Raw genomic sequence first — 12,066 nt, 5'->3', positions numbered from 1 at the left:
TGGCCAGAAACTTCTTCAACTTTCGGGGGGACGCCTCTGACCTGCGCAAACGCGCGTCCCCCTCAGTGTCCCCCCTCGAAATCAGGGGTCTGGGGGGACGGATGCGGGGACGCCCGCTCGCGACCTTTCTGCCGTGCACAGCCACGGACCAAAGGAGCGAGTGCGATGAGTGTGGGCGACCAGCTCGGCCTCGACGACAACAGCGAGCTGCTCGACCAGGCCCGCCAGAAGTGGCCGGCCTGGGTGGCCATCGATCCGCGCCTCGGTGTGGTCGACAACTTCGACGACATCCGCTCCTGGCTGCCGACGGTGGACCACGAAGAATCCGACCAGGTCCTCCTGGCGCTGGCCATGCTGGCGGCCCCCGACGGTGGTGACGACATCGCGGCTGCGGCCGCGCTCGCCAAGTGCCTGCTGCCCGGCGCCTGCCGGCTCGCTGGCTGGCTGAGCACCCTCCCGCCGCGCGAGGTCTTCCGCGACAGCCAGCCAGTCATGGCGGGCACCTGGTCGGCGGTCGAGCGTGTCGACGAGCTCGTGGCTTCGCAGCTGTGGATCGAGGTCCGCACGTTCAAGTGGCGCCGGCTCCGGAAGGTCGCGTCCAACATCTTGATCAACACCCGAGTCGGCGTGCTCCGCGAGGTCGGCGACTTCTTCTACGTCTCCCGGGCCGACCGCACTTGGGCGAACACGACCCTCGTGGAGTCCTTCTCGGCCGGCGACATTACGAGCGCCGACGACGGCGCCGGCTACTCGGCCGAGATGCGGACCGAGCGGGTCACAGGCGCGCTCTTCCACCGCCCCGAGATCCTCGCCGACGCCGGCCCCGAGCAGGAGGAGCCGTCGGCCACCGAGGAGCTCCTGGAGCTGCTCGCGTGGGCGTGCGACCACGAGGTCATCAGCCCCGCGGACCGGTACCTGCTGCTGTGCCTGGTCGAGGAGGCCGACCGGGTCGAGACCCGGCGTCTGGCGCGCGGGTACGGCGGCCTGCTCAGCAACGAGGTGTCCAGCCGGGTCGCGCCCCGCATCGGGGTCTCTGAGGCAACCGTCCGTCGCCACGGCTCGCGCACCGTGCGCGCCCTCGCCGCGGCCGCCCCGAGGAAGTTCGGCCATGACGAATAGGCCCGGAAGTGATCGCTCGAACCGCCCCGCGACACATAGGCGAGTGGAGGTGGTGAAGCCAATGACAAACACCCACGACGGCGAGACCGCTACGCCGGAGCAGGTCGCCGAGCTGTTCGCGATCGCCGGCCGCGAGATCGAGGCGATCGAGCAGCTGACCGGCTGCGTCGCCCAGCTGCACGAAGTCCAGGCCGCGAAGGCGCAGCTGGCGACCCTGACCCCGGCCGAGGTCCGCGCCGCGCTCGAGTTCCGCCGCGGCACCCTCGGGGAGGCCCAGTGAGCACCCAGACCTCGAGCCGCCCGGTCGGCGTCGACGAGCTCAAGCGCGCCTGGCAGGCACTGAACGCCGGCGAGTTCCGCACCGGCCCCGGTGCCGGCAAGGGTCCCCGCGGCCGCGGCACCGCCGCCGAGGACGACTGGTCACCGGCCGCCGGCGAGCACACCATCGCCGTGATCGGGTCCGCAGGCTCGGTCGGCGCGAGCACCGTCGCCCTGGCGACCGGCCTGGCGGCAGCCGCCCCGGTCCGAGTCATCGAGTGCTGCTCGGTCACCGCCTCCGGACTCGCCGCGGCGAGCACCGCCGAGCTCGGCCTGCACCCGACCGACTGGCGCCAGGGCAAGCGCGACCACGTCCTGCTCGAGCGCGCCAGCGAGGTCCTCGCCGGCGTCGACGAGGTCCCGCTGCCCACCGAGGCACAGAACGAGACCCAGCTGACCATCCTCGACATCGGCTGGGAGACCGGTCAGCTGCTGGCCACCGACTGCTGGCTAGCTGATGCCGTCCGCACCGCCGACCAGGTCGTCCTGGTCACCACCGCCACCGTCCCCGGGATGCGCCGCGCCGGAGTCGCCATGGACCTGCTGGCGGGCCACTGGCAGCCCGAGCAGATCGCCCTCGCCGTCCGCGGGCCCCGCCGCAAGAAGTGGCCCCGCGGCCTCGAGCACGCCGGCGGCCCCGCCGTACGCCGCGCCCTGGACGCGGACTGGCGCGTGGAGATCCCCGAGGACCGCGAACTCGCGGTCAACGGCCTGGACTCCCGACCCGTCCCGGCCCCCCTGATCTCGGCAGCACGTCAGCTGCTCGAGCCCGCACATCTGCCCACCGACACCAGCGAAAGCGCCTGACCCGCCCGGGGTCAGCAACCCAGAAAGGAAGACCACCCATGGACGTCATGACCGCAACCGCAACCACCGTGATGGCTGTCTGCCCGAAGGCGCCCCCGGGTGCTGTCGGCCCCACCAACGAGATCACCAGCTACGTGCTGTGGGGCGTCATCGTCCTGTTCGGTCTCGGCATCATCATCGCCATCGGCGCGATCATCGCCGGCCGAGTGTTCTCCCTGCCGCACGCCTCCAAGGTCGGCGTGATCTCGGTGGTGGTCGTGTTCGCCTGCGCGATCGCCTACCTGGTGCTGCCCGGCATGCTCAACGGGATCCTTGGCAAGGGCTGCATCTGATGCGGCGCGCAGCCACGAAAAAGGCAAAAGGCACCAGCGAGTGGAGCCGGCGCCGGCTGCTCGGCATCCTGGCCGCCGCCGTCGCCGTGGCTGTGCTCCTGCTCGGCGGCCTCGCGTACGCGGTCTACCTGGCGATCGACGGCATCGGTGACGAGGCCAGCGCGAACACCGGCGTGGCGACCGGCGAAACCGAGCGCTCGACGGTGGTCCGCGGTGCCGCGCATCGCGATGAGATCGCGGCCGAGCCGATGCTGACCGTGCCCGAGAGCGCCGCCTTCCCTGCCGAGACCACCAGCGCCAAGGCGCCGGAGATCAAGATCCCGACCGGGACCGGAGTCAACGGGCCCGCGTTCGTGATGACCGGGTTCCCGCACACCCCGGAGGGCGCGATCGGCCAGCTCGCCCAGATCGACCTCGCGGTGCTGCAGTCGATGAGCCTGAGCACCGCCGAGGAGGTCTACAACGCCTGGGCGCTGCCCGGTGGGGTCCGTGCGGAGGACTGGTGGATCACCGCCAGCGTCCGCGCGTTCCTCTCCAGCACCGGGATGGGCGAGGTCAAGGACCCCAGCGCCTCGGTGTCCCTGGAGCCGGCCGCCGCGCTGGTCAAGGGAACCGACGGCCCCGACTGGGCGACGGTCTGCGTGCTGATGAAGGTCAGCGCCACCTACAAGTCCGAAGGCCAGATCGCCTTCGCGCACTGCGAGCGCATGCAGTGGGTCGGTGGCCGCTGGATGGTCGCCCCCGGCACCCCGCCGGCACCCGCACCGGCGACCTGGCCAGGCACCCAGCTGGCACACGAGGCCGGCTGGCGCACCTGGTCCACCGACCACACCATCGAACCCGCCCACCCCGGCGACACGGAAGGGGAGCACTGAGATGAGCAACCGGATCAACGACTCGATGAGGGAGTCCCGCACCACCCTGCTGCGCGCAGGAGTCCTGGTGGCGATCGCCACCCTGGTGGCCACCGCCGTCTGGCTAGGAGCGCGCGGCCGCACCGATGACAACACCGGCACCGACAAGACCACCGGGGACTCCTCGAGCCAGACCGGGCAGCAGGGGCAGAACGTCTCGGTCGACCAGGTCGCCCCGGACACCGCACCCGCAGACGGAGTCGTGATCCCGACCGGCGCCGACCAGATCGACGGCTACCCGACCCGGTTCCCCCAGACCGACCTGGGCGCGGTCGCGCTGCAGGTCGAGGTCGCCAAGGCGCAGGTCGGGTTCGACTACGACCAGGCCGCCGCCGTCGCCGGCCTGTACGCCAACCCCGAGGACAAGGCCGTCTTCGAGCAGCGCGCCCGCGACGCTGTCGCGCTGCGCCGCCAACAGGCCGGCGTCCCGAAGGAGGGGGACGTCCCCCCACCCGCGTCGTACGCCGTGACACCGATCGCCTACACCCTCGAGGAGCTCTACACCGGCTACTACGCGGTGAACCTGCTCAGCTACGTCACCCTCACCACCGCCAACGGCAAGGTCAGCGACGGCCTCTACGCCGGCACCCAGCTCATGCGGTGGCTCGAGGTCGACGGCGTGCGCGACTGGCGACTGGTCCAGGGCAGCACCGCAGACATCGAGCACCTGGTCTCCACCGAACAGCCCAAGGCAGTCGCGCCGGGCACCCCGGAGTACAAGCAGGCCGGCTGGATCCCGATCAACGGAGCACCCCAGTGAGCACCACCGCCGACCTCTTCACCCGGGTGACCAGGCTGGGCATCGCCGCCCTGGCGATCCTGGTCCTCACCACGCTCCTCGGCGCCGCCACAGCTCTCCAGCCGCCCGCCGCCGCGGCCGAGCCGGCGACCAGCACGGCAGCCAGCACAGCGCAGGTCGCCACGGTCGAGACCACCAGCCAATTGCCGGCCCGCCCCCTCAAGATGGGCTGCCTTGGTCCCGACGAACTGTGCGACCTCGGCGGCGACGCCCTCGACTGTGCCAAGGACCCGGTGGAGTGCGGCAAAGACGCGGCCGGTGGCGTCAAGGACGAGATCGAGGGCCAGGTCGAGGGCATCCAGGAGTGCCTCGAAAACCCTAGCCTCACCGGCTGCGCCAAGGGAGTCGGGGGAGTGGTGCCGGGAGTCGGCGGGTGTGGGCTGCTCGACGCGATCTGCGACGCCGGGCTCCCGGGGATCGGACTCCCTGGCGTCCCGGGGGTGCCCGGGATCCTCGGACTCCCGAACGTGGGGGACCTCTTCGGCGCCGGCATCCCCGGCCTCCGTGACATCCCGAACCCGTTCGAGGCCATCGGCGACGTCATCGCCAAGGCGGCGGCTGATGCCTGGACCGCGGCCATGCTCGCGGTCTGGAACTCCGGCCTGTTCGTGCTGCGCATCGTGCTCACGTTCAGCGAGCTGTTCTTGACCCCCGACCTGCGCGAGGACGGACCCGGCAAGGACGTCTACGCGTTCACCCTCTGGCTCGCGCTCGCCCTGGTGGTCATCTTGGCGATGATCCAGCTCGGTGCCGCGGCCTTCAAACGAGAGGGTAAGGGCCTCGCGCGGGCGTTCATCGGCGCCGGCCAGTTCGTCCTGGTCTGCGCCTGCTGGTTCGGCTACTGCGTCTTGATCGTCGCGGCCTGCGGCGCCATCACCAAGGCGCTGATGAAGTCGCTGCTCAAGGTGCAGACCTGGCCCGACTGGGATCCCCTGGGCGGCCTCGGCATCGACGACATCACTGACGCCGGCGTGGCCACCGCGCTGGCCTTCCTCGGCATCTTCTTGTGGCTGGCCGCGATCGGGCACGTCCTGGTCTACCTCGCCCGGGCGGCCTCGCTGCTGGTCCTGGTCGCCACCGGCCCGCTCTCCGCGGCCGGGCTGGTCTCCGACTTCACCCGCTCCTGGTTCTGGAAGTCGCTGCGCTGGTTCCACGCGGCGGCGTTCACCCCGGTGCTGATGGTGATGGTGCTGGGCATCGGCGTGCAGTTCGCCAACGGCGTTGCCGCCCACCTCGCCGACGGCACCGCCAAGGCGTTCGGCACGGCCCTGCCGGCGGTCATGACGATCCTGATCAGCGTCGTCGCGCCGCTGGCGCTGTTCAAGCTTCTGGCCTTCGTCGACCCTGGCACCCCCAGCGGCGCGTCGTTCCGGCAGGGCATGGCTATCCAGGGCGGCCTCCAGGGGCTGCTGAGCGGCGGCGGTGCCGGCGGATCGTCGGCCGCGTCGACCACCGACGGCAACGGTCGGTCCTCGGGTGAGCAGAGCGCCGAGGCATCGACCGGCGATCGGTTCAACAGGTCCACCCAGGGCGTCCTCGGCAGCTTCGGCACGGTCGGACAGGCGTTCGCTGCCGGGCTCGGGATGGTCAGCAGCGCCGGAGGGAAGGCCACGTCCCTGATGTCGGACGAGACCAATCAGGCCGGCGTCGGGCAGAGCACCTACGGCCCCGACTTCAGCAACATGGGCGGCCGCCAGGCCGGTAGCCAGTCGGGCGACCAGAGCAGCGGCACGCACCCCGGCTCGCAGAACAGCGGGGACGGCGACTCGCCGTTGCCTGCCCCGCCTGCCCCGCCTGCTCCGCCCACCCCGCCGACGCTGCCCACCGGCGGCGGACCCGGCGGTGGCTCGGGTGGCGGCTCTGGCGGGCAGGGCGGCGGCTCTGGCAGACAGGGCGCCGGCGGTGCCGGAGCAGCGCCCAAGACACCGGCCGCAGGCGGCGGCGGGGGAGCGGCCGGAGGTGCCGGTGGAGCCGGTGCAGCTGGCGGCGCGATCCCCCCGGTGGCGGTGTAGCCGATGCGCCGCACGACCTGCCCCCAGCCCCGATCGACATGCAGTGACCCGGAGGGAAACCGACGATGACCATCTACGCCGACTACCAGCGAGACCGCATCGGCTGGTTCTTCGGCCTCTCCGGAGGCCAGCTGATGTTCCTGGCGCTGGCCAGCCTGCCGGCGTTCTGGGCGATCAGCCGCGGAGCGTGGTTCTCCGCGTTCCTGTTCGCCCTGGTCTGGCTGTTCCTGCTGGCCATCACCGTCATTCCGGTCCGGGGCCGCTCGGCCACCGGCTGGGTGTTCGCCTCGACGATGTACGCCGTCGGCGGGCTGCTCGGCTGGACCTCGTTCCGTGCCAAGGCCATCGAGGGCCGCGCCGAGGACCTCGACACCCCCGACCTTCCCGGGGTGCTGCAGGGCATCAAGATCCACGACGGCCCGCCGCACGGCTCGCAGCTCCAGCGGGTCGGAGTGATCCACGATGACGCCACGAAGACCTGGGCAGTCACCGCCTCGATCGTCCACCCCGGCATCGGCATGAAGGACACCGAGGAGCGCAGCCGCTACGGCGAGGCGCTGGCCGGGCTGCTCGACGTCGCCGGCCTCACCGAGAGGATCGACGAGATCCTGTTCATGGTCCGCACCGTCTCCGAGGACGGCGCCGAGCGCGATCTGTGGGTCAACAAGCACCGCCGCGACAACGCCCCCCAGCTGTCCGAGGTCGTCAACAGCGACCTCGCAGTGGGCCTCACCCAGGCGTCGGTTCGCACCGAGCAGTTCGTGACAATCGTCGTCCCGGAGACCCGTATCGCCCGGTCGGCCAAGGAGTCCGGCGGTGGCTTCGAGGGCCGCTGCCGCGAGCTCTACCTGCTCATGGCCGAGATCGAGGCCCAGCTGCGGGGCCCGATGGGGATGACGTCGGTCCGCTGGCTCACCTCACCCGAGCTCGCCCTGGCGTCCCGGACCGGGTTCGCCCCAGGCGATCGCGCCGGCATCGTTGAGGCCCTCGCCATGCGGGAGAAGGACCTGAGCGTGAACGCCGACGTCCCGTGGGCGCTGGCCGGGCCCTCGGGCGCCGACGCGACGGTGCGGCACTACAGCCACGACGCGTGGAACTCGATCAGCGCCACCATCAAGCTCCCGACCCGCGGCGTGGCGATGGGCGCCCTGGCGCCGATCCTCACCCCGAGCGAGTCCGGTGAGCGACGCTCGTTCGTCGTCGCCTTCCCGATCGTGTCCCAGTCCAAGGCCGACCGGCAGTCCGGCAACGCCGAGTGGGCCGCAGACCTGGCTGAGGGAATGAACGAGAAGCTCGGCCGCAAGACCCGTGCCAAGCAGCGCGACGAGGCCCACAAGGCCCGCGGCCTGGACGCCAAGCTGGCCCACGGCAACGCGCTGGTCCGGCCTTACGCAGTCTGCACGGTCACGGTTCCCAAGACACTGCGGGTCACCGAGTTCGGCCGCCGCCTGGACGCCTCGATCCGACGCGCCGGATTTGCCCCCCTGCGGCTCGACCTGGCCCAGGACGTCGGTTTCGCCGCCTCGACCATCCCCGTCGGGATGAGCCTGACCCGGAGCGGAGACGCCTGATGCCCACCACGACCCGCCGGAACCGCGGCGGCGGCCGCGACATGGCCGCCCTGCTCTCCGACTTCGGCCACGACCTCCCCACGATTCCCACGCTCGCCCCGGAGGCCAAGGAGCCCCGGATCTTCAAGTACGCACCGCGCCGCGGTGCAGCTCGTCGCGGCCGCGGCTGGTCCCCCGCCACGGCCCCGGCGCAGGCCTGGCGGATGACCAGCGACCAGGCGCCGGTGTTCTGGCCTTTCGTGTCCGCGCCGGCCCTGCCTCCGACCGGGGCGCAGATGGGTGTCGACCAGCTCTCCGGCGGATCGTTCTACTGCGACCCGTTCGGCTGGGTGCTGCGTGACGACGTGCCGGCAACCAACCCGAACATCTTCCAGTTCGCCAAGCCGGGCACCGGCAAGTCCGGCACCACCAAGGCGTTCTGCACCCGGATGATGCCCTTCGGCTACCGGACCCTGGTCCTGGGCGACCCCAAGGACGAGTACGAGTCGTTGTGCCGCGCGCTCGGTGTCGAGCCGTTCGTGATCGGACCCGGCCTGCCCGCCCGGATCAACCCCTTGGCCATGGGCCCGCTCGGCCACGGCTGGGAGAAGCTCTCGGCCGAGGAGGCCCGCCGGCGCACGACGATCATCTTCAAGCGGTGGCTGGTCCTGGTCCGCGGCCTTGTCGGCAGCATGAAGATCGACGACGAGCGCCGAGTGCCGTTCGGGCCCGACGAGAGCGACGTCGTCCGCAGCGCCTTGGCGATCCTCACCGGCTACGCCGCCGGCAACTCGATCCTCGAGGAGACGACCATCCCGCGGCTGTGGGACCTGCTGCGTAACCCCACCGAGGAGCTCGTCCGGGCGTGCGAGTACGGGAACACCCGCCAGTTCCTCGACGAGACCCGGCTGCTGCGCAACGCGCTCGGCGAGCTTGTCACCGGCACCCTGGCCGGCCTCTTCGACGACTTCACCAACATCGAGGTCGACTGGCGGGCGCCGATCCAGTCGTTCAGCCTCTCCCGGCTCGACGGCCTCGGCGATGAGGCGGTCGGCATCGCGCTGCTGTGCATGAACTCCTGGGGCCGCGGGCTGCGCGAGATCGCCGAGCTCGGCGACCTGCGCATCGTCGTACGCGACGAGGTCTGGAAGCAGATGCGCCTTGGCGTCTCCGCGGTGATGAGCTTCGACGCCGACCTGCGGCTCTCGCGTGGCATGGCCGGCAAGGGCGGCGACATCCAGTTCGCCAACCTCCACAAGCCCTCCGACCTGCTCTCGGTCGGCGATGCCGACTCCCAGGCCGCGATGATCGCCAAGGACCTGCTCGAGCTGGCCGACATCAAGATCCTCGGCGGGCAGAAGCCGCGCGTCGCGCGCGAGCTGGACTCGATGCTCGGCTTCGGCCCGATCGCCCAGGACCTCGTCTCGGGCTGGGCGATGCAGGACAAGGGCCGCGCGCTGTGGTGCGTCGGAGACGCGACCTACAAGGTCCAGACGGTGCTCCACCCGCTGGAGAAGAAGCTCTACTACACCAACGAGGCCATCGAGGCTGCCCTTTAGAAGTTCGCGCGAATATTGACGCTTCTGCGCGGAACCTGAGCATCCGTCGGCGTGTCAGCCGTTGCGGACGCTCACGTTCACGGAACCCGCGCTCACCTGCTATGCCCCGGACGATGCCTCAACTGGTCGCCTCCTGTCGAGATGCAGTGACGGTTGGCCGTCGCCCCGAATGAAGCCCGTCCGGTCTGGAGGTTGCGAGGTCCGCGAAGGTGCCAATTCGCCCCATGGCACACAGGCTTTGGGGCGGCGGTCAGTGGGATGGCGGGCGCAGGTCCACACGGCTTGGCCAGGGGTTCGGCTGGCAGCCGTCGAGCCCGATCGTCTGTTGGAGCATGACGGGCGCAGGCCCGTTGGCTTCTGGGCAGTCAGCGTGTGGATAGCCCAGTGCGTGGCCGGTTTCGTGGTTGACGACATAGCGCCGGTAGGCGGTGAGCGCGTTGTTGTAGCTCTCGGCGCCGTGGCGCCAGCGCCACGCGTTGATGACGACGTTGGCTCCGTTGCGGCAGGAGAGTCTGCCCTCGGTTTCCAGTGGCGCGCAGAGTTCGTCGGCTGTCTCGGGACTAGCAAGGACGATCCGGAGGTCTGCGTCGTGGTCGACGCGCACCAATCGGTGTTCGCCGGTACTACCCCAGCCGCGCGTGTCGGAGAGCGTCTCCTCCACGAAGGTTGCTACCTCGGTGGGCGCGAAGGGCAGGCCGTCTTCGACTTCCACGCGGTAGGTGGTGGCGGTCCCGGCTTCCTGGGGATCTGCGGGTGCGACCCGGAAGGTGCCGGGGCCTGACTCGGGGATGGGGTCGGGTACGGGGACGGCGCCTTCTGCGTGGCGTGGTGATCCATTGCGAGGAGTCAGCGAGGGGGGCGCCTCAGCCGCTGCAGTGGGCGACGGCGTTGGAAGCGCCTGGGTGGTCTGCGGCGATCTCTCCGCGGTCGGCGCGGAGCTCGATCCGGGAGTGTCGAGATCGACGATGAATGCGGTGGGTACGCCGATCAGGGTTGCTGTCATCAGCGCGACGAGCCCGAAGACCCTTGTCGGATGAGGGGCTCGGTGGGCAAGTCGGCGGCTCCCGCGAGGCGCTGCGTGGCGCGCAGCGGCACGCGAGTCGAGTCGGTGTTTGGACATGGATCCGCCTAGAGGACCTTCGTCCAGGTGTCGCCGTCGTCGACGGAGCGGATGACCTGGTCCTGGGTCGCGGCGTACCACTCCGTGCCGGTGATGCTGAACGCCGCTGGTTGGCCACCGATCGAGCCGTGTCGCGTCCACGTCTCGCCGGAGTCGTCACTGACCTGGATGGTTCCCGCCGGGTCGATGCCGACAACGTCGCCTTCGGACGTGGTTTCGAAGAGGACGAGGGGCGGCCCGGGGCGTTCTGCCGTGGCACCCGTGGTCGCATCGATCTCTATGAGCTGGCCTTGGTTTGTTGTGCCGATCAGGCTGTTCGAATCCTCGGGATCCGCGGTGATGCTGAGCAGGGGAAGCTGCGCCACCTCTGTGAACGACTTCTGGTCCTGTGTGACGAGGAGGCGGCCGCTGGTGGCGTCGTAGGCGTAGAGGTCGTCGCCGACCTGCTCGAGGATGTGGAAGTCCGCTTCACCTTGCAGGGCGAGCGGTTGCCAGGTTTCGCCGGCGTCGGTCGATTCGATCAGCCCGAGGTGTGGCGGCAGGTCCTCGCGGAGGTCGGGGTGTCCGCTGGCGAGGAAGCGGCCGGGCCCCGCGACGGTGAAGGCCATGGTGTCCTGCCAGCGGTCGGCGACGCGGCGCGGTTCGCCGGATCGGTCGACGTGGAATAGGCCGTGGTGGGTGGCCACGTAGAGGGTGCCGTCCGCTGGGTCGACTCCCAGACCGTGGATGTGACCGACGGAGCGGTCGTCGCTGGTCGAGGGGACCGGCCTGTCCGGCTCCTCGGCTCTACAACCAGCGAGAAGTAGAGCAGTGGCCAGCAGACTGATGGGGAGGGTTCGTCGCACTAGTTTCACGCTTCCTTGGCTCCAGATCCGTTGCGGGCAGACCTGGGTCTGCCCGCAACCCAACGGGTCGTGAAGGGATCAGGAGCCGAGGAGCTCGTTCATCGTGGTGATCTCGGCAGTCTGCGACTTTTCGATCTCTTCGGCCAAGGCGATGGCGTCGGGATACTCGCCGTCTGCCTGCTCGGTCTTGGCCATCTCGATCGCGCCCTCGTGGTGCTCGACCATCATGGTGAGGAACATCTGCTCGAACTCAGCGCCGGACGCCGCTTCAAGCTCGTCCATCTGCTCCTGGCTCATCATGCCGGGCATGTCGGAGTCCATCTCCATCTCACCGTCGCCGTGCGCATTGGCATGGTCACGCATCGTCTCGGGGACCGGCTGGTCCCACTCGTTGAGCCAGTCGACCATGGTCTCGATCTCGGGGCCTTGGGCCATCCGGATCTGCTCGGCCAGAGTGGCCAGTTCGGGCGAGAGGTCGCGGCCGTCGGTGAGGTCGACCATCGACAGTGCCTGGGCATGATGCTGGATCATGTCGGTTGCGAAGTCGACATCGGTCTGGTTGAACTCCTCGCTCGCGGGGATGTTGGAAGCGTTGTGGCCATCGTGCCCGCCGTCGTTGCCGCAGGCGGCGAGGGTCAGCAGTGAGGCCGCGAGCAGGGCGGCGGTCAGGGTCTTGCGCATGGGAGGTTCT

At 70.1% G+C, this 12,066-nt stretch carries 12 protein-coding genes; 9 read left to right on the top strand and 3 right to left on the bottom strand.

Annotation, left to right across the window (positions count from 1 at the left end; all coding sequences use genetic code 11):
- Positions 1-165 precede the first annotated feature (165 nt).
- The 9 genes from DJ010_RS01630 (at position 166) to DJ010_RS01585 (ending at position 9,410) form a co-directional block, all read left to right on the top strand.
- Entirely contained in the window at positions 166-1,119 is a 954-nt protein-coding gene (locus DJ010_RS01630; protein WP_146207228.1) for a hypothetical protein, read from the top strand.
- 61 nt (positions 1,120-1,180) lie between these two features.
- The gene (locus tag DJ010_RS01625) at positions 1,181-1,399 is read left to right on the top strand and encodes a hypothetical protein (protein WP_109691872.1); all 219 of its coding nucleotides are present in this window, start codon (positions 1,181-1,183) and stop codon (positions 1,397-1,399) included.
- Entirely contained in the window at positions 1,396-2,244 is an 849-nt protein-coding gene (locus tag DJ010_RS01620) for a hypothetical protein (protein ID WP_109691871.1), read from the top strand. Before DJ010_RS01625 ends, DJ010_RS01620 begins: the two co-directional genes overlap by 4 nt.
- 38 nt (positions 2,245-2,282) lie before the next feature.
- The gene (locus tag DJ010_RS01615; RefSeq protein WP_109691870.1) at positions 2,283-2,576 is read left to right on the top strand and encodes a hypothetical protein; all 294 of its coding nucleotides are present in this window, start codon (positions 2,283-2,285) and stop codon (positions 2,574-2,576) included.
- Positions 2,576-3,451: a hypothetical protein gene (locus DJ010_RS01610; protein ID WP_109691869.1), complete on the top strand. Its 876-nt coding sequence runs from the start codon at positions 2,576-2,578 to the stop codon at positions 3,449-3,451. Before DJ010_RS01615 ends, DJ010_RS01610 begins: the two co-directional genes overlap by 1 nt.
- Position 3,452: 1 nt before the next feature.
- Complete coding sequence (locus tag DJ010_RS01605; protein WP_109691868.1) at positions 3,453-4,250, top strand: hypothetical protein; 798 nt, start codon at positions 3,453-3,455, stop codon at positions 4,248-4,250.
- Positions 4,247-6,301 carry a type IV secretion system protein gene (locus tag DJ010_RS22870; protein ID WP_158282896.1) on the top strand — a complete coding sequence of 685 codons (2,055 nt, stop codon included), beginning with the start codon at positions 4,247-4,249 and terminating at the stop codon, positions 6,299-6,301. Before DJ010_RS01605 ends, DJ010_RS22870 begins: the two co-directional genes overlap by 4 nt.
- Before the next feature lie 65 nt (positions 6,302-6,366).
- Positions 6,367-7,872 (top strand): SCO6880 family protein, encoded by a 1,506-nt coding sequence (locus tag DJ010_RS01590; protein WP_109691867.1) that lies wholly within the window; start codon positions 6,367-6,369, stop codon positions 7,870-7,872.
- Positions 7,872-9,410 carry a putative type IV secretion/conjugal transfer ATPase gene (locus tag DJ010_RS01585; protein ID WP_109691866.1) on the top strand — a complete coding sequence of 513 codons (1,539 nt, stop codon included), beginning with the start codon at positions 7,872-7,874 and terminating at the stop codon, positions 9,408-9,410. Before DJ010_RS01590 ends, DJ010_RS01585 begins: the two co-directional genes overlap by 1 nt.
- 250 nt (positions 9,411-9,660) lie before the next feature.
- Here DJ010_RS01585 and DJ010_RS01580 read toward each other — a convergent pair whose 3' ends face one another.
- From DJ010_RS01580 to DJ010_RS01570, 3 genes are all read right to left on the bottom strand, one after another.
- Positions 9,661-10,413 (bottom strand): DUF3152 domain-containing protein, encoded by a 753-nt coding sequence (locus DJ010_RS01580; protein WP_158282895.1) that lies wholly within the window; start codon positions 10,411-10,413, stop codon positions 9,661-9,663.
- A 125-nt stretch (positions 10,414-10,538) separates the two neighbouring features.
- Positions 10,539-11,375: a F510_1955 family glycosylhydrolase gene (locus DJ010_RS01575; protein WP_109691864.1), complete on the bottom strand. Its 837-nt coding sequence runs from the start codon at positions 11,373-11,375 to the stop codon at positions 10,539-10,541.
- 78 nt (positions 11,376-11,453) lie between these two features.
- A complete protein-coding gene (locus DJ010_RS01570; RefSeq protein WP_109691863.1) occupies positions 11,454-12,056 on the bottom strand; it encodes a DUF305 domain-containing protein in 603 nt (200 codons plus the stop codon).
- Positions 12,057-12,066 lie beyond the last annotated feature (10 nt).

Origin of the sequence: Nocardioides silvaticus (genome assembly GCF_003160695.1) — a bacterium.
Lineage (GTDB): Bacteria > Actinomycetota > Actinomycetes > Propionibacteriales > Nocardioidaceae > Nocardioides > Nocardioides silvaticus.
Note: the sequence above shows the minus strand (reverse complement) of the source record. Positions and strands in the feature narration are given on the sequence as shown.